14 protein-coding genes are annotated in these 18,208 nt (G+C 64.5%); 5 read left to right on the forward strand and 9 right to left on the reverse strand.

Going from position 1 to position 18,208, the window contains the following annotated elements:
- Positions 1 to 15 precede the first annotated feature (15 nt).
- The gene (locus E1956_RS30175) at positions 16 to 921 is read right to left on the reverse strand and encodes a hypothetical protein (protein WP_134756112.1); all 906 of its coding nucleotides are present in this window, start codon (positions 919 to 921) and stop codon (positions 16 to 18) included.
- 500 nt (positions 922 to 1,421) lie between these two features.
- On the opposite strand from E1956_RS30175, the gene E1956_RS30180 reads away from it, so the two are divergent.
- From E1956_RS30180 to E1956_RS30190, 3 genes are all read left to right on the forward strand, one after another.
- Positions 1,422 to 1,832: a hypothetical protein gene (locus E1956_RS30180; RefSeq protein ID WP_167760164.1), complete on the forward strand. Its 411-nt coding sequence runs from the start codon at positions 1,422 to 1,424 to the stop codon at positions 1,830 to 1,832.
- A 197-nt stretch (positions 1,833 to 2,029) separates the two neighbouring features.
- Entirely contained in the window at positions 2,030 to 4,084 is a 2,055-nt protein-coding gene (locus E1956_RS30185; RefSeq protein WP_134756116.1) for an alkyl/aryl-sulfatase, read from the forward strand.
- A 9-nt stretch (positions 4,085 to 4,093) separates the two neighbouring features.
- Positions 4,094 to 4,615, forward strand: coding sequence for a hypothetical protein (locus tag E1956_RS30190; RefSeq protein ID WP_134756118.1), 522 nt, complete (start codon positions 4,094 to 4,096; stop codon positions 4,613 to 4,615).
- Between the two features lie 85 nt (positions 4,616 to 4,700).
- Here the strand turns inward: E1956_RS30190 and E1956_RS30195 are convergent, their stop codons facing one another.
- From E1956_RS30195 to E1956_RS30210, 4 genes are all read right to left on the reverse strand, one after another.
- Positions 4,701 to 5,843, reverse strand: coding sequence for a porin (locus E1956_RS30195; protein ID WP_134756120.1), 1,143 nt, complete (start codon positions 5,841 to 5,843; stop codon positions 4,701 to 4,703).
- 80 nt (positions 5,844 to 5,923) lie between these two features.
- Positions 5,924 to 7,210 (reverse strand): MFS transporter, encoded by a 1,287-nt coding sequence (locus E1956_RS30200; protein ID WP_134756122.1) that lies wholly within the window; start codon positions 7,208 to 7,210, stop codon positions 5,924 to 5,926.
- A gap of 75 nt (positions 7,211 to 7,285) precedes the next feature.
- Positions 7,286 to 8,728, reverse strand: a complete 1,443-nt coding sequence (locus tag E1956_RS30205; protein ID WP_134756124.1) for a coniferyl aldehyde dehydrogenase — start codon at positions 8,726 to 8,728, stop codon at positions 7,286 to 7,288.
- A gap of 35 nt (positions 8,729 to 8,763) precedes the next feature.
- Entirely contained in the window at positions 8,764 to 9,675 is a 912-nt protein-coding gene (locus E1956_RS30210) for a TauD/TfdA dioxygenase family protein (protein ID WP_134756126.1), read from the reverse strand.
- Between the two features lie 106 nt (positions 9,676 to 9,781).
- Here E1956_RS30210 and E1956_RS30215 point away from each other — a divergent pair, with 106 nt between their 5' ends.
- Complete coding sequence (locus E1956_RS30215; protein WP_167760165.1) at positions 9,782 to 10,501, forward strand: TetR/AcrR family transcriptional regulator; 720 nt, start codon at positions 9,782 to 9,784, stop codon at positions 10,499 to 10,501.
- An 83-nt stretch (positions 10,502 to 10,584) separates the two neighbouring features.
- Here the strand turns inward: E1956_RS30215 and E1956_RS30220 are convergent, their stop codons facing one another.
- A complete protein-coding gene (locus E1956_RS30220; protein WP_167760166.1) occupies positions 10,585 to 12,594 on the reverse strand; it encodes a sensor histidine kinase in 2,010 nt (669 codons plus the stop codon).
- Between the two features lie 525 nt (positions 12,595 to 13,119).
- Positions 13,120 to 13,791 (reverse strand): response regulator transcription factor, encoded by a 672-nt coding sequence (locus E1956_RS30225; RefSeq protein WP_335930017.1) that lies wholly within the window; start codon positions 13,789 to 13,791, stop codon positions 13,120 to 13,122.
- 431 nt (positions 13,792 to 14,222) lie between these two features.
- On the opposite strand from E1956_RS30225, the gene E1956_RS30230 reads away from it, so the two are divergent.
- The gene (locus tag E1956_RS30230; RefSeq protein ID WP_134756140.1) at positions 14,223 to 15,635 is read left to right on the forward strand and encodes a DUF2252 domain-containing protein; all 1,413 of its coding nucleotides are present in this window, start codon (positions 14,223 to 14,225) and stop codon (positions 15,633 to 15,635) included.
- A 92-nt stretch (positions 15,636 to 15,727) separates the two neighbouring features.
- Here the strand turns inward: E1956_RS30230 and E1956_RS30235 are convergent, their stop codons facing one another.
- Both E1956_RS30235 and E1956_RS30240 read right to left on the reverse strand, forming a co-directional pair.
- The gene (locus E1956_RS30235) at positions 15,728 to 17,014 is read right to left on the reverse strand and encodes an anaerobic sulfatase maturase (RefSeq protein WP_134756142.1); all 1,287 of its coding nucleotides are present in this window, start codon (positions 17,012 to 17,014) and stop codon (positions 15,728 to 15,730) included.
- A gap of 96 nt (positions 17,015 to 17,110) precedes the next feature.
- Positions 17,111 to 18,196 (reverse strand): HAD family hydrolase, encoded by a 1,086-nt coding sequence (locus E1956_RS30240; protein WP_134757895.1) that lies wholly within the window; start codon positions 18,194 to 18,196, stop codon positions 17,111 to 17,113.
- Positions 18,197 to 18,208 lie beyond the last annotated feature (12 nt).

An 18,208-nucleotide genomic window follows, 5' to 3' on the forward strand; every position in this document is an offset into this window, starting at 1 on the left:
CTGGGCGCAAGGTCATCAGAAGCTGAGTGCAAGCCCGAGCGACGCGCCTGAAATGTCCTTGCCGAATGCGTAGCGCGCCACGATCCGGAATCGCGAAAACAGCTTCGTCACCGCACCCGTATCGATCTCCAGGCCGGCGCCCAGCGAGGTCAAATGATTGAAGCCGAGAATATCGGCCTGGCTGCCGATATAGGTCGAATGCGACAGCTCGAGCACATAGCGCAGCGGCCGGTGCAGCACCAGCAGGCCCGTCGGCGCGCGCCAGCGGGCATAGAGGTTCGTCGATTCCGCATTGGCCTCGCCGCGCACGCCGCTCGACGAGCCGAAGCTCTGCAGATAGATGTCCGTATAGCGCAGTTCGAGATCGAACTCGTAGGGCTCCTTGCGCGGATACCAGCCCAGCATCAGCGATCCGCCCAGGCCATAGGCATTGAGCGAGCCATCCTTGATGAACTGGACGTTCTTGTCGAAGTGGCGATTGACGAGGAACTGGGCCGCCGTGGCATCGCTCAGGACTTCGCCGAGCGAAAAATTGAAGATCGGCCGGATGACCAGGTTCTTGCTCTCGTTGAGCGGAAAGTCCCAGCCGATCCCGCCCGTGGCCGCCACGTTCGTCCACCGGGTCGGCAGCGCCCGCTGTTCCTGGCCGTCCGAGACGATGAACGTGGGGTCGTAGCGCGACCCGCCGATGGCGCCCTCCAGATACAGCGGGAAGCTCTGGCTCAGCGTGAAGCCGCCGCCCAGCTGGGTCATGTTCAGCGCCGGGTTGCCCGTGGCGCCGTTGCGAATGCCCAGCGAGCTCGCCGTGAGATCGGGCGTGACGGTGAAGCTCAGCAGCGCGAGCACGCCATTGGCGCGCTTTTGCACGTCAGGGCCGGTAAAGACCGGCTCCGCCGGCGCGGTTTGCGCGGCGGCCGGCATGGCGAAAAGCCACCAACCGCTCAGCAGAAGGCTGGCGCCCGCGACCCGGGCCGCATGCAAACGCCCGCGTCGGTAGCGGGCATGTCGAGAGCCGCGTCTCGACCTCACTGACATGATCGTGCTCTCCTCTGATCACCTCGGCAGGCATCGACATTTGCGGGGCCGCGAGGCGGACGTGCGCCGCCCCGCAACCCATTCGCGATTGAATGGCCAAATTGCTGCTAAGGCGGCGGCAAATCAGGCAACATGAGTGGTCGGGCCCACGGCTTGCTCGATGCAGCCGCAAGCGCCGCAAGGCGTCGCGCACGGACCCTTTATCGGGGAGTGTCGTATGCGCCGCCCAGCCTTGCCATAGGGGCACGGGGCAATCCGGATTGCCCCAAAGGGCAATGACACTTCCCCGGCTCCGAATGGCAAGCTTGCCTCAACACGAGGACAATCAGGATGGGGCCGCAAGGCCCCTCACCCGCAGCACGCTCGTTGAGTGACCGGGAACCGTGATGCACCACCACGACTCAGCCAGAAGTGCCCGACGCAGCATTCGCCTCGCCACACTGGGCGTGTTGCTGCTCGCGCTCGCTTCGCCGCCCGCGTGGCCGGCCTACGCCGGCTTCCTGAGCGGCACGCCCATGGGCCAGCTCGACCAGAAAGACATCGACGCGCTGAACAGCACCGTGCTGGTCGTGCTGAACACGAAGAACGACGGCGAAACGACCCCATGGATGCGCCCCGCCACGGTCGATCGCGCCGAAGTCAGCGCCACCCTCACGCCGGAGGGCACTTCGATCAAGCACCGCAGAGCCTGCCGGTTCGTCGCCGTCACCGTGCATACCGGGAATCAGACGGTCACGCTGCGTCCGCAATACTGCCAAAGTGCGAAAATGATCTGGGAGCTGCAAGGCGCGAAGTGAGGCAACACGCCAGAATTTTCGTGCCCCTTGCCGTGCCCGCCCCCGCAAACCCATAGCCCTCCGCAATCTCATTGCCCCCTGGGGCAAGCGCATTGCCCGAACTCCCTATAGCTTCCCATTGGCCACGGTGAGAAAACGACTGCTGTCGCAAGCTGACACTTTGAACGCGAGTCGTTATCAAACAACTGGAGGTGGTCGTGTCTCAACCCGAGGATCCGGCAAAGACCGGTGGACGTAGAACTTTCCTGAAGAACGTCGCTGTCGCCGGCGTGGCCACGGGCCTTTCGGGGGTTGTCGGCGAGACGCTTGCACAAACGGACAAGCCCATGAGCCCCACGACCCCGCATGCGAAGCCCGCCACGGGCGCCACTATCGCGCTGAACAAGAAATACGCCGACTTCCTGTCCTTCGCAGATGCTCAGGACTTCGAAGATGCCAGCCGCGGCCTCGTGGCCACGCTGCCGGAGCCGGTCGTCATCAAGGGACAAGGCGATATTCCCGCGTGGAATCTCGAGCAGTTCGCCTTCGTGAAAGGCGGCCCCGAAAACAATTCGCCGTCGACCGTCAATCCGAGCCTTTGGCGCAACGCCAAGCTCAACATGCACCACGGCCTCTTCAAGGTGGTCGACGGCATCTGGCAGGTGCGCGGCTACGACCTCTCGGTGATGAGCATCATCCAGGGCGACAAGGGCTACATCGTTGTCGACCCGTTCATCACGACCGAAGTCTCCTCGACGGTCTGGAAGCAACTCGTCATTCCGCACCTGGGCGACAAGCCGATCACGCACATCGTCTATACGCACAGCCACGTGGACCACTACGGCGGCGTGCGCGGCCTCGCCAGCGACGAAGACCTGGCCTCCGGCAAAGTGCAGGTCGTGGCGCCGGTCGGCTTCACCGAAGCCGCCGTGGGCGAGAATGTGATCGCCGGCAATGCCATGGGGCGCCGCGCCAGCTACATGTACGGGTCGCTGCTGCCGCGCAATGCTTCGGGCATCGTCGACGGCGGGCTCGGCAAGACCACGTCGGTCGGCACCATCACGTTGGCACTCCCCACGATGTACGCCGAGAAGACCGGGCAGAAGCTGACGCTCGACGGCGTGGAGATCGTGGTGCTGATGGCGCCGGAATCCGAGGCGCCTTCAGAGTTCATGTTCTACATTCCGAAGTACAAGGCCTTCTGCGCGGCAGAGGACGCCACGCACACGCTGCACAATCTCTACACGCTGCGCGGCGCCAAGATGCGCGACGGCCTGCTCTGGTCGAAATACCTCCAGACCTCGCTAGACATGTTCGGCGGCGACATGCAAGTGCTTTTTGCTTCGCACTACTGGCCGACCTGGGGCAACGACCGCATCAACGCGTTCCTGCGTGCGCAGCGCGACATGTACCGCTATCTGCATGACCAGACGATGCGAATGGCCAATCAGGGCCTCACGCCGCTCGAAATCGGCGAAGCCATGCGCCTGCCGGACAGCCTCGCGAAGCACTGGTATTGCCGCGGGTATTACGGCACGGTGTATCACGACGCCGTTGCCCAGTACAACCTGCGTCTGGGCTTTTTCGACGGCGTGCCCGCCAACCTGCACCGGCTGCCGCCGACCGAGGCCGGCAAGCGCTACGTCGAGTTCATGGGTGGATCGTCCGCAGTGTTGAAGAAGGCTCACGATTACTACGAGAAAGGCGACTATCGCTGGGTGGCGGAAGTCGTCAATCACGTCGTGTTCGCGGAGCCGCAAAACACCGCGGCCAAGCAGTTGCTGGCCGACACCTATGAGCAACTGGGCTATCAGTCCGAGTCCGCTTCGTGGCGCAACTTCTACTTGACGGGTGCAATGGAGTTGCGTGACGGTGTCAGGAAGCTGCCCACCCCGCAGCCCCAGAGCCCCGACACCATCCAGGCCATGCCGCTCGACATGTTCCTCGACTATCTCGGGATACGCCTGAATCCTGAACGCGCGGCCGGCAAGACGGTGAGCCTGAATCTCCAGCTGACCGATACGAAGGAGAACCGCGTGCTGGGCGTCGAGAACAGCGCATTGCACTACTCGAGCGACAAGACCTCGAGCACGGCGGATGCCACGGTCACCATGAAGCGATCGGACCTGAACGACATCATGATGGGTAAAACCAACATGCAGAAGCTCGTGATGGCCGGCAACGCCAAGATCGACGGCAACAGTCAGAAGCTCGGCGACTTTGTTTCATGGCTCGACAACTTCGACTTCTGGTTCAACATCGTCACGCCCTGAGGTGCGAATATGTGCGCGGTCTGCGAATTCAAGATTGATTTTGGCATCAGCCACCCGTCCGCGCTCGCCATGGCGGTGGCTGCGCGAAAGGCGATCGAGTCCGGGCTGATTGCGCCCATCGAGACCTCCGAAGGCGCGCTCTCCGCGGCGCGCATGCGCATGGCCTCGGTGGACGCGTTGAATCTCCTTCAAGCGCGCATCGAAGAAGCTCATAGCGAAGACGCGCTGCTGGAGCTGCCCGACTTCTACGTTCTCCTGATCGAGAACGATACGTGGGGTTTCTTCCACGCCACCACGGAGGGCTTCGACCCGGAAATCATTCCGGAGATACCCGATGTGGCAACGACCGATGAGGCGAAGCGCAGCAATGTCCTCATCATGTCCGAGGCCGCGTTGCACGGCTGGCTGGATGGGCGTTTCGACGCGGAAGCGGCGTTGCGCGACGGACTCTTCATGGTCGACGCACCCGAAGCTTCCACGGCAGCCCTGAAGCAGATGCTCACAGTAGCGGAAACCAGCGTAGCCGCCTGACTCCAGTTGAACGACGAATCGGGCACGGTGCTCACGCGCCGTGCCCGACAACCGCAGCATCACCCCGGCACCACGCCCCGGCGGCTCAGAACATGTGCCGCAACCCCACCATCATGCCGAGCTGCGTCGTTTGCGCAGCCGCGCTCAGACCCACGAAACCCTGCAACTGCGCGCCGACCAGGCCACCGCGATAGAGCGAGTAATCGCCCTCGAGATAAACGTCCGTGGCACGCGACAAGTTGTAGTCGGCCACCAGCTGAAACTGTGTCGCGTTGCCGTTGCCGCTCTCGGCCTTGCCGTCCTGCAAGGTGCGCCAGACATTGGCGGCCAGATGCGTCGAGTTGCCGAGCTGCTGCGAGACGCCGCCAAAGAACATCTCACGCTCCGAGAACGTATTGAACTTCAGCGCGGTCAGTTGCGGCGCCGTGAACGGCCCGTTCGGGAAGTTGCCCACGAAGCCCGGGTCCTCGCGGTTCATCGCCCAGCCGAAGTTGACCGTCGTGTCGCCGAACGTATAGGCCCCGCCGGCCGTCCAGGCCTTGAAGTGCGCCGAGCTGTTGACCGCGTCGCGCGCGTCCAGATAGCCGGCCGCGAGGCGCAGCGGCCATTGCGGAATGTACGTGACCGACGCCCCGATCTGGCTGCCCGCGCCAAACGCGCCCGCCTGGCCGCCGAACGCATACGAGAGCTCCAGCGTCACGTCCTTCCAGCGCGCCGCGTATTTGGCCATGTTGCTGGTCCACACGCCCTCGGCCATCGAGACCTCGGGGCGGAACTGGTACACCGTCGGCAGCCAGGACGAGGTCACGAAGGTCTTCAGCACGGCGTCGGCGAGCGGATTGGTCTGGCGGCCCAGCGTGAGACGTCCGAAGGTGGACGACACCAGCCCCACATAGGCGGTATTGAACATCGGATAGCCAGGGTCGCTCATGCCGGAGTTCGGAAAAAAGCGGTTCTCGAGCTGAAACACGACGCGATTGCCGCCGCCGAGATCTTCGGAGCCGAGCATGCCCCAGACGCTTTCGCTCAGGCCGCCGTTCGAGAGCTGGACCTTGTCGTCGCCCGCTGCGTTGGCGTGCGTGGTATAGCGCACCGCCGTGTCGACGAGGCCGTACAGCGTGACCGACGATTGCGCGTGCGCGGCGGCCGCCGCCCCGCCGAGCGCCATGGCAACGGCGACGCGCGCCGTCGCCCGGTATTTCTTATGGACTGCTTTTCTTTCCTGCATGTCTCCCCCGTCGAGATCTTGGGATTATTGGCCGGAGCCGGTTGAAATGGAATGGCGCAGCGGGCAACGCCGACAAGGCTTCACGCAGTCAGGCGGCGCGCCAGCCGCTCGAGCGAGCGCTCGGGATTCAGCACCTTGATGCCGCCCACGCCGAGCAGCACGAGCAAAACGCCCGTCAGCAACAGTCCTTGTTCGAAGCCGGCCGCCACATTGTTGTTGGCGGCGCGGATCATCCAGCCCACGGCCGGCGGCGCGACGATGCCGGCGATCCAGGCAACCGAATATTCGATCGCCAGCGCGGCACCGCGCTGCTCCGGCGGCGCGATCTGCGCGATCATGGCCGGGCCGAGCGAATAGATGATCGGCGTAGTGGAAATGGCCAGCGCGATCAGCACGACTTTCACGATGGGACCGAAGCCGCCTACGGCGGTCACCACGAGCAGCACACCGCCCACGGCAAGACAGACGCACACGAAAGCGCCGCGCGCAACGCGGGACGGCACGCCGCGCGTCATCAGCCGCTGCGACCATGCCGACAGCACGAGCCCCACCGGCGCGCTCGCGACCAGCACCGCGGCGAACAACTGCCCCGCGCGGCGCGGCGCGTAACCGAGGCCTTCGCTCAGATACGCGGGCAGCCAGGTGAGCACGAGCGCCAGCGTCAGGAACGCGGCGAAGTGCAAGGCGATGATGCAGACGACGGTGCGGTCGGTGAGCAGCGTCCGATAGCGGATGCGCGTGCCGCCGCCAGGCTCGCCCGGTTGCGCGGCAGCCTTCGTTGCGCGCACATCGAGCGGCCCTTCGCGGCCCACCACGAGCCACAAGAGCGCCCACGCCAGCCCGAGCCCGGCCAGCACGACGAAGTTGGTGCGCCAGCCCCACGTGGCGTCGATCCATGGCACCGCGATGCCGGCCACCACCATGCCGAGCACAGCGCCCTGCTGGAACACCGAAACGGGCAGATTGCGGCGCTCGTCCGGAAACCACTTGTAGCAGGCGTGAATGGCGATGGGCTGCGCGGGACCTTCGCCCGCGCCCAGCAGCACCCGGCACGCGATCAGCATGCCCAGCGACGAACCATAGGCGATGGGCAATTGCACGACGGCCCACAGCAAGGCCATCACCAGCAGCAGCCAGCGCGTGGGCAGGCGATTCGAGAGAAACCCGCCCGCCACGCCGGTCAGCGCGAACAGAAAGAAGAAGCTGCCGGCGAGGAGCCCGTACTGGGCCGGAGAAAGGCCCAGCTCCTTCATGAGCGGCGCGGCCACCAGGCCGAGCACGACCTTGTCGATGAAGTTGATGGCGATGAGCAGAAACAGCATGGCCGCCATGAACCAGGCGCGTGCCGGTTGATACGTGGGTTGCATGACAGAGATTTCCCGTGTCAGGACGCGGACACCGCCGAAGCGGTGTCGCGCATATCGGAGAAGCGGTTGCGCGGCTCAGGGCCGCGCGCCGAAGTACCAGCGCAGGACCGCGCGCTGCACGGCGCGGCCATAGGGCGGATGGAACAGCTCGACGGGAAACCAGCGGTGTTCGGAGAACACGGCCTTCGCGTGCGACAGCTCGCGGAAGCCCTCTTCGCCGTGATAGTTGCCCATGCCCGACATACCGACACCGCCGAACGGCAGCGCGTGATTCATCGCGTGCCAGCCCCAGTCGTTGAGCGTCACCCCGCCTGCATGCGTTTCGCGCAGCACGCGCTCGCGCTCGCCGCGGTCCGTGCCGAACCAGTACAGCGCGAGCGGCCGCTCGCCCGTGCGCACCCGGCTCAACGCGTCGTCGATCGTGTCGTATTCGATCACCGGCAGCAGCGGCCCGAAGATCTCCTCGCGTGCGATGCGCATCTCCGGACGCACGCCCGTGATGATGTGCAACGGCACCTGCCGCCCCATACCCGTGTCGAGTCCGTACGAGCCGCATACCGTGACTGTCGCGCCCAGCGCACGCGCGTCCTCGATCAGCGCGAGCATGCGGTCGCGGCCGCGCACGTCGATCATCGAGGTGTAGTGCGAGCCATCGCCGGCGAGCTGAGTGCAGGCGCGCGCGGCAGCCGTCACGAACGCCCCCACCTGCTCGCGCGGCACCAGCGCGTAGTCGGGCGCAACGCAGATCTGCCCCGCGTTCACGGTCTTGCCGTGCACGACGCGGCGGGCGGCGCGCGCAAGATCCGCCGAGCGCGAGACGATGGCCGGCGACTTGCCGCCCAGTTCGAGCGTGACGGGCGTGAGATTCTCGGCTGCGGCACGCATGACCTGCCGCCCCACGGCCGGCGAGCCCGTGAAGACGAGGTGATCGAAAGGCAAGGCGCTAAAGCGCTTCGCGCACTCGGCATCGCCCTCCACCACACAGACCAGATCCTCGCCCAGCGCCTCGGACAGCAGCGCACGCAACGCGCGCGAAGACTCGGGTGCAAATTCCGAGGTCTTGATCATGCAGCGATTGCCCGCCGCCAGCGCCGTCGCGAGCGGACCGAGCGCGAGATAGAACGGGAAGTTCCATGGCACCACGATCCCCACCACGCCCTTGGGCTGATACCGCACGGCCGCGCGATTCGTGGCGAACAGCAGCTCCGGCGCGCGGCGCGAAGGCCGCATCCAGCGCCGCAAATGCTTGAGCAGATGATCGATATGCAGCAGCGAAGGCAGCAGGTCCACCAGCATCGTTTCGTCGGTGGCGCGAACGCCGAAGTCCGCTGCTGCGGCCGCGGCGCAAGCGGGAGCATGCTTGCGCAACGCGGCGCGCAGCCGGCGCAATGCGCCGCGCCGCTCGGCATACGAGGGAAAAGGCGCTTCGGCGAATGCGGCGCGCATTGCCGAAAATCGACATGTGGTCTCGTCGTCGCCGCGTGTGATGCGCAGCCATTCTTGTTCGGTCAACTTCATGAGGTTTGCTCGATGCAGCGAAAAGTCGGATGCGCTCACACCGGCACGTCGCCGATGATGGTCGCGCGCAGCATGCGCCGGCGTGCCGGGAAGTAGTCCTGAATAGCGTAGTGCTGCGTCGAGCGGTTGTCCCAGAACGCAATCGTATTGGGCTGCCACTTCAGGCGCACCTGATACTCGGGCGCGGCGGCCTGGCGATAGAGGTATTGCAGCAGATCCATTTCGGCGAGGCGGAAGTCGAAGCCAAAACGCACTTCGTGCTTCTCCATGTAATTCACCAGATGCGTCGTGAATGCCTCGTTCACATAGAGCACGCGCTCGCCCGTTTCGGGATGCGTGCGAACGACCGGGTGAATGGCGGGCGGGAAAGCCGCCCGGCGCGCCTCGCGCTCTTCCGGCGTCATGCGCGTGCCGAATGCCGGCAGCAGATCGTGCACCGCGAACAAGCCCTCCAGCGTATCGCGCAACTCTTCGGGCAGCTTCGCATAGGCCGCGGCCATGTTCACCCAGAGCGTGTCCCCGCCAACCTTCGGGCATTCGATACAGCGCAGCATCGACCCCATCGAGGGACGCGCGCGCCAGCTCACGTCCGAGTGGTAGATGTTCTCGCGGCCCGGGATCTTGCCGTCGCCGCCCAGCACGACCAGTTCCGGATGATCGGGATGATGCGGAAACACCGGGTGCACTTCGAGCTCGCCGAAGCGCTGCGCCAGCGCGACCTGCTGTGCCGCGCTGATGTCCTGATCGCGGAACACCAGCAGCTTGTGCTCGAGCAGCGCGGCGCGCAGCGCGGCGTACTGGTCGTCGTCGAGCGGCACGGTGAGGTCGATATTGCCGATTTCAGCGCCGATCGAGGGCGCGATCGGCTCGACGCTGAATGATGTCTTGAGGACGCCTGAGCGCACGATCGAGGCGCTTGCGGCAAGGGTGGGCTCAGTGGCTTGCATGACTCTCTCCAGAATGATTCGAATCCCGACGACAAAAGATACCGACGGGTATCGTTTAAAAAGATGCTATCGGGTATCATTTAGCGGGTCAACCAAGGGTTTTCCCATGTCGAAACCAATCGATAAGCCACTCTCCGAGTCGCTCGAAAGCGGGGACGGATTTGTCGCGCCGCGCTACCGCAGCGGTCAGCGTTCCGCGGACGCCTTGCTGGAGGCCGGACGGGCGCTGCTCGTCGAGATCAGCTATGAGGCGCTGAGCATCAACGATCTCTGCGCCGAGGCCGACCTCACCAAGGGCGCGTTCTACCGCCGCTTCGAAAGCAAGGACGCGTTTTTTCTCGCCTTGCAGCGACTCGCGCTCGACGACGCGCAGCGCGTCCAGCAGGCGCTCGAGCAAGCGCTGGCGCGCACGGACGGCACGCCGGCGACGTTCGCCGAATGTGCCATTGAGGTGGTCGAAGCGGTACGGTTATGGCATTTGCGCCATCGTGGGGTGATACGCGCGTCGCTGCAGCGGCGCGATCACACGTCGGAAGGGTGGCAGCCGTTCAAGGCGTTCGCGCGCGGCTTTGTGGAAGACATGGCCACGCATTTGACGCGCTTGCCCGAGTTGCGCCGCAACAAGCGCGCAGCCGAGCGCTTGACGGTGGCGTTCCAGACCGTGATCGCCACCATGATCAATGCGGCGCTCAACGATCCGGGGCCGCTGAGCCTCGCCGACGCGGCGATGACCGAAGCGCTCGCCGAGATGCTGGTGCTCTATGTCACGAGCAGCGCGGCCGATGCGGTGAAACGGAGTCCAGCGGGCACGGCGCCGAAAAGCTGATCCTGCCCGCGGGCCGCGCCGGACCCATGCGCGAAACGCGATAAAGCATCCGGTGTGTCCGATGCGCCCGCAAGGCAGCAAGCTCAGGAGGAAAACCGCTCTCCCGCCTGGTTGGGCGCACGGCGGGCGTGCGCCTCGTCTCGCTGCGAGACCTCGCCTGCCGAAGCGGCGGCGGCAAGGTCCGCCGTAGCCCCCGAGCGATGCCGCCCCTGCACGAGCGGCAGCCAGACCACGATTTGAGCACCGCCGCCGCCGCGCAACGCGGCGTCCACGCGGCCGTGGTGCGCTTCGACGATGGAGCGCACGATCGACAAGCCCAGGCCCATGCCGTGCGGCTTGGTCGTGTAGAACGGCTCGAATAGCTGCTCGGCGCTGCCGACCAGAAAGCCGCTGCCGCGATCCGCAACCACGATCTCGACACCCTCGCCGTCCTGCCTCGTCACGAGGGTGAGCACGCGATGCTCGGGCGCCGTCTCGTGCATGGCATCCATCGCGTTCATCGCAAGATTGAGCAGCACCTGCTGGATCTGCACGTGGTCGCCCATGACCTCGAGATCGCCGGCGCCGAATTGCGTCTCGATGCGGATCGTGCGCCGCCTCGCTTCCGGCTCGAGCAGCGGCAACGAACCCCTGAGCGTGGCGTCGAGCGGAATCGGCGCGAACACAATGCTCTGCTTCTGCAGCAAGGCACGCAGGCGCTGCACGACATCGTTCGCCCGCAAGGCGTCGCGCTTGACGTCGGAGAGAATGTCCTGCAGCTCCTCGACATCCACGTGCGGCGAAGTCACGAGCAGCTCGGCCGCGTCCGCGTTGCTGAGGATCGCCCCCAGCGGCTGGCCGACCTCGTGCGCAATCGAAGCGCTCAGCTCGCCGGCCGTGGCAAAGCGGGCCGCGCGCGCGAGCTCGTTGCCGCGCGCGGCGGCCTCGGCTTCGGCGCTGCACCGCCTGCGCCGCTGCGTGATCAACGCGACGATCGTCACGGCCTGGGCGAGCAGCACGCCCAGCAGTGCCAGCATCGTGCCGCGATACTCGCGAAAGATCGAAGGGGGAAGATTGATGAGCTCGCAATCTTTTGGCAGATTCGACGCCGACAAGCCGAAGCGCTTGAGCTCGGTGGCGTTGGCCACGCAGCGCACGGGCATGGGCGGCAGCGCGACGCCCGTGAACTTCCCGCCGTTCTTCAGGATCGCGACAGCCGCGTTGCCGGTATTGACGCCGTTTTCGGCAAGGTCGTAGACGCCCCCAGCCGTGATGCCGCCGTCGAGGTAGGTGGAGTACCAGCCATAGATCGGCGCCCGGCTCGCCCGCACCATGGGTTGCAGGAGCTGATACGGAAAGTAGCGATGGCCGTCGCGGTCCCGGTAGATCGTGGCGTAAAGCACCGCGTCATCCTTCCCGAGTCCCGCCAGCCGCCGCTGCAGCTCGTCGACCCCGAGGCCCTCCCACCGCTCCACCGTGGTCCAGCGCCCTGGCTCGTTGCTCACCGTGTTGACGACACGGTCGACCATTTCCTTGTCGACGTCCGTCACTCCGCCCACGACAATGAGGCGCCGCGCCTGGGGCTGCAACGCCTGCGCTATCGAGATCGTCTGCCCGATATCGGTTGGAAACGGCAGCACCGCGATTCCCGGCGGCAAGCTGTGCTGCTGCACCCAGGTATCCGCCACGCTCGAGAACAACACGGGCGTGCCGGGCCAGATCATCGTGCGATAGGCCAGCGCAAAGTCCGCGGCATGCGTGCCCATCGCGATGACGAGGTCGATGTGCTGCCCTTTGTACTTCTTTTGCAGTAGCGCGAGGAATTCCTGCGCGAGATGCTCGTCACCGAAGCGAAATCCGTCAATGGAGTCAAGGTAGACCTCGGCATCCCCAGGCAACCCGGCGTCGAGCGCGCGGCGAATGCCGTGGATCTGCACGAACACCGCCGGCTGGCTGGGGTCGGCACCGATTAGCAGCAACACGCGCGCCGGCTCGGTGGCAAGGCAGGCTGCCGTGTTTCCCAGACAGAACAGGAACAGACCGAGCCGAATCGCGTGCGCCAATAGCCAGGAAATGCCGTGTGCGCGCGAGCGAACGCGCATCGTGCGATGCATGCCCTTCGCCAATGCCGGAAGCCGCCGGGAAGCGCGATGGGTGCGCACGAATCGCGCCTGAACGGTATATTCGAGAGCTATTTTCATACGGGAAGTCGTGGCTGCCCTTGCGCCATGCTTCGTGGCACACCCTGCCGGGACGCTGCGGGCATTGTGCTCGACATTCATCGCGCCGAAATGTCCGTTCGCGTCATGTTAAATGGATATTGGCGGTTGTCCAGCCCAATCCCAAGCTCAAACCGCGTAATTGAGTCAATATTCGACAATCGCTGCGGCCAGGAATATCGGGAATAAGCCGCTGGCAATCGTATGCATAGACACGCTCTTGCCGGAAATCGCGCGGCAATAATGCGATCCCGTTACCTGCATCCGAATCTTTAGCACAATTGCAGGGGTTTTTTGAATTAGTTATTCCGTGGCGTGCTAAACGCCCCACCCTCCGGACTTTCAGCGTTCCAGGGGCGGGACTTAATGAGCGCGGCCGGGCCTCCACAGTGGCCGCGCGCGGCGGCACGCGCGAGCGTGCTACTGCATCATCGGCACGCTCACCATCGACTCGGCCCGCCGCAGCAATTCGGCCAGCGACGTTGCCTCGAACTTATGCATCAGCCCGGCGCGGCAGCTCTTGATCGTGCGCTCGGAGAGCCCGAGCTGCGCGGCGATCTGCTTGTTGCGCAGCCCGGCAACGATGCCGCGCAACACGGCCTTCTCGCGATCGCCAAGATCGACGGGCGGCCCGTCGTCGCCGGCGGGCTCCGCCGTGGCCGGCGAACTCAGCGCCGCGTCGAGCGCGTCGAACAGCGCATGCCGGTCGAACGGCTTGAGCAGGAAATCGACGGCGCCCGCCTTCATGGCCTGGACCGTTCTGGGGACGTCGCTGTACGCGCTCATGAATACCACCGGCAACGCCCGCGGATGGCGCCGCAGCGCTTGCTGGAGCTCGAGCCCGCTCGGCCCGCCCAGCTCGAGATCGAGCAACAGGCAGCCCGAGCGCGTATCCGGTTCGCTGACCAGATATTCGCCGGCGGACGCATAATCGCGCACTTCATAACCGGCGCCATGAAGAAGACGCCTTAATGCAACTCGCATTGCCGAGTCATCGTCAACTACGTGAATCACCGTATTGGCATGGTCGATCACGGCACTCTCCAATGTCGTACGGCCGACCCGAAACACGCGGGATTCGGCCGTCATCATAGACGCCAGGCACGCAGGTTGTATGCAAACCTCATATGTACCCGGCATTCACCGCTGCACCGCACATTTATATCAGCAATTCAAAATCTTCCTTCCCAAACTGGCATTTCCCCATTTGTTCTTTTCCTTGCAGATAACCGTTCGCGCAAGTGTACACGCCGATTACGAAAAGATCGCAATCGTTTGCGAAAAAAACACAAATAATTCGAATAAGAAAGGAAAGCACCGTGCTATTTAAATGAGCGCAGGAACCACCGTATTGCCGAACGCTTGTCCGTGACGCGCGAGCACGCCCGCATCCCGCAGTACACCGAAAGAGTTCGATGCTAGACTCGCTAGCGTCGGTTCCGCCTGTCTCCGGACCGAACGTGCCGCGAGGCACGACCCCACCGCTCGCGCTTAAACGCTCTCGAAAACATAAAGGTGCGCTCATGGCAGAGATTCAAAGTTTGGAAACCAGGCAGGCAATCGGCCGCGCGGCGCGCGAACACGCGAAGCGCTCGCTGCACGCCGAGGTTGGCAATGTCGATCGGGATCCGGTCGAACTGCTCCGGCAAAACAGCGCGGGACGGGTGGAGGCACTCGTGCCGCTGCGCTACGGGCGCATGTCCGTTTCGCCGTTTACGTTCTTTCGCGGCAGCGCGATCCTGCAGGCCCACGATCTGGCCGATACCGCCAATATGGGCGTCGCCTTTCCCATTTGCGGCGACGCACACCTGATGAATTTCGGCGGCTTCGCCACGCCCGAGCGGCAACTCGTATTCGACCTCAATGACTTCGACGAAGTCGCAACCGGCCCCTGGGAGTGGGATCTGAAACGGCTCACGGCGAGCCTCGCCATCGCGGGCCAGCACATGGGCGTCGGCCGCGGGCCGACCGGCGAGTTCGTCGCCACCGCCGTGCACGAGTACTGCGATCGCATGCGCGAGTATGCCGGGTACAGCACGCTCGACCTATGGCACGAGATTGTCACATTCGAGCGGATGCTCGAAACCTCCGACAACGACGAAGGACGGCGCACGCTCCTCAAGGCGAAAGAGAAAGCCGCGGGGCGGACCAACGAAAGCATGCTGGCGAAAATGGCGTCGCAGCAGGATGGCCACTGGGTCCTTCAGGACTCGCCGCCGGCGCTGTTTCACCCGGGCGGGCCCAATACGCTGCTGGGCAAAGACGAGGCATGGTCGAATACGCAAGCGTGGGAAAACAAGCTGGCCGCCGCGTTCGACGCCTACCTCGACACCCTGGCGCCCGAGCGCCGCGCGCTGATCGGGCAATTCGCGCTACAGGACGTGGCGTTCAAGGTGGTTGGGGTCGGCAGCGTGGGGACGTTCTGTCTGGTCATGCTCTTCATCGACAGTCATGGCAGGCCGCTTTTCCTGCAGGTGAAGGAGGCGCGCGAGTCGGTGATCGCGCGCTACTTCACGGCCGACGGTCCCGCGCACCAGGGCCAGCGCGTCGTGGCCGGGCAGCGCCTGCTGCAGGCGGCCAGCGACGCGTTCCTCGGCTGGACCACCGGGCCCGCGAAGCGCAACTTCTATGTGCGCCAGTTGCGCGACATGAAGGTATCGGCCGAAGTGGAGCGCATGAGCAACACCGTCCTGCAGGGCTACGCGCGCATCTGCGGCTGGGCGCTCGCCCGCGCCCACGCGAAGGCGAGCGGCAAGGCGGTCGAAATCGCGGCCTATGTCGGCAACGGCGACCGCTTCGCCGAAGCGCTCACTGAATACGCATTCGCCTGCGCCACGCAAAACGAAAAAGACTACGAGACGTTCATACGCGCGTGCCGCTCGGGCAAGCTCGAAGCCCGCAGCGACGAAGACATGGCCGCAGATTTCCGCGTTTAGTGCGAGCGGAAACGGCTGCCCGGCTGCCGCTTCGCGACGGCCGGGCAGCCGGATTGCAATTTGTGCGCTGCGCGCTTGCCGATCAGGCCGAATCAGGCCGAACGCGCGGCAATCTGCCGAAGCGCAGGACCCGCGTGGTCGTGAAAGCGGCGGATACCGGCGCACAAATAATTGAGCCCCGGCTCCCCAGCGGGGCTGCGGATAAAGCGGTTCTTCGGGCACTCGCCCCAGCACAGCTTCAGGTGCTTGCAGTCGCGGCAATAGGCCGGCAACGCATCGCGCTTGGCGTAGCCGAACTTTTGCTGCCGCGCGGAAAACGCCATCTCGCCGAGATGCGTGTCGCGAATATTGCCAAGTGCGTAGTCGGGATAGACGTAGTGATCGCAGGAGTACACCTCGCCGTCGTGCTCGATGGCGAGCGCCTTGCCGCAAAACTCGGCGGTGATGCAGGTTTGCGCCGGCATGCCCATGGCCTGGACCACCGCCGTCTCGAACAGGTTGACGAGCACCCGCCCGACGTCCTTTTTGTACCACTCGTCGAAGGTTCGCGAGAGGAAGTAGCCCCAGTCGTCGGGATCGACTGACCAATCGGTCACCACCGAGTCGGCATTGCCGGGTTTCGCCGCACTGCTCCCCAGCACCGGCTGTCCGTGCTCGGGCCAGTGCTGCGGGGCCACGCTGCGAAAATCCCTGGGTTCGACGCACGGAATGAACTGGATATAGGTCGAACCGAGTTCGTTGCGCAAGAAACGATAGACGTCAACAGGCCGTTTCGCGTTGATCCGGTTCACCACCGTCAACGTGTTGAATTTCACGCCATGCTTGCGCAGCAAGCCCGCGCCACGCATCACGCTGTCGAACGTCGGACGGCCCTTGCGATCCACGCGCATGGCATCGTGCAGTTCGCGCGGCCCGTCGATGCTCAAGCCAACGAGAAAGTCGTTCTCCTTCAGGAAGGCGCACCATGCGTCGTCGAGCAGCGTGCCATTGGTCTGCAGGTCGTTCGAAATGCGCCGGCCGGGTGGCGTGTAGCGCTTCTGAATCTCGACGATGTCGCGAAAGAAGTCGAGGCCGAGCATGGTGGGCTCGCCACCCTGCCACGAGAAAATAATCTCGTCGCCGTTTTGCGCCTCGATATATTGCCGGATATAGCGTTCCAGCGTAGTGGGGCCCATGCGGCGCCCACGATGCTGCTCGAGCAAATGTTCCTTGTGCAGGTAGTAGCAATACGTGCAATCGATATTGCACGTGGAGCCGATTGGCTTGGCCATCGCGTGGAAGCGGCCCTTTTGCGTGGGCGCGACCGGTTCAGGGCCATCGGGACGCTCCGCGAAGAAGGTAATGGGTAGCTCAACCGTTGTTTCGCCGCTTTCGTGCATCTCATGTCCCCAGCTATTTCGTTACAGTGGCATGCTCCAAGGCCAACGCATTGTCCGCCTTGGGCATCCATCCTACCCTGAGTTGGCTGCCCGCGATTACTGCACATTCGCCTTTTGCACGGGATAAACGCTCTTCCAGTCCTGCTTCATGCTGACGATCACCCAGCCGCGTGCCTGCGCTTCGTCCCAGGCCTTGTCGAGCCGCGCCGACCCCGCGTTGCGGTCGTAGGCAAACTCTCGCGCCGCATCGTCGTGATGCAGCAGCAGCCCGAGTGAAGGCCCCGAACCTCCCGTCGTGTATTCGAGCATCTCGCGATCGCCGTCCGAGTTGCCGAAAGCGAGAATCGGCCGTCGCCCGATCGCGCGGAAAATACCCACGGGCTTGCCGGCCTTGTCGTCGACGAAATCGATACCCGGCTCGCGGATCAGCACCGGCTTGCCGTCGCGCATCTCGTACTTCAGTTTCTCTTCGGTGCCCACCATGTGCTCCGGCGCAACGCCGTAGGCTTCGGTCGCCCAGACGCGCATGAACTCCGCCGTCCCGCCGGACACGATCCAGATCGTGAAGCCGTTCGCTCTCAGCAGGTCAAGCAGTTCGAGTTGCGGCTGATAGACGAGATCCGTATAAGGCCGGCCGAGTGTGGGATGCTTCGCGCTCGCGAGCCATGAGCGGATCGACTGGTCGTACTCGTCGGTGCTCATGCCGCTGTTGGCCGTTTCGAGCAGTTGCAGCAGCGCTTTCTGATTTTTCGCGAGCGCGGCGTTGTCATGCGCCATCAATGCCTTGAAGGCCGGATTGCGCTGCCATTCCGGATGATGGGGCGCGGCCGCCTTGAGCTGGTCGATCATGAACAGCACCTGGAACGGCATCGGCTGCTCGCTCCAGAGCGTGCCGTCGTTGTCGAACACGGCAATGCGCGCTTCGGGCGGCACGTAGGTGGGCGCGCCCTCTTGCGTCACTTCGGCCACGAACTTGAGAATGGCGGCGCGGGCTGCGCCGTCCTGCCACGAAGGCAAGGCCGCCGCCACCGGCGTGCTGGCCGCGGCCGGCGGCGCGGCTTGCGTGGTAGCGGCCGGCTCGTGGCTCGCGCAGGCGCCAAGCGCCAGACAGGCGCTTGCCGCGATCGCTGCAAGGCGCAACCACGCGCCTCGCGAGCGTGCATGGGATTGACTGTCACGCATCATGAATCCGTT

The organism is Paraburkholderia pallida, from assembly GCF_004524855.1.
Classification (GTDB): Bacteria; Pseudomonadota; Gammaproteobacteria; order Burkholderiales; family Burkholderiaceae; genus Paraburkholderia; species Paraburkholderia oxyphila.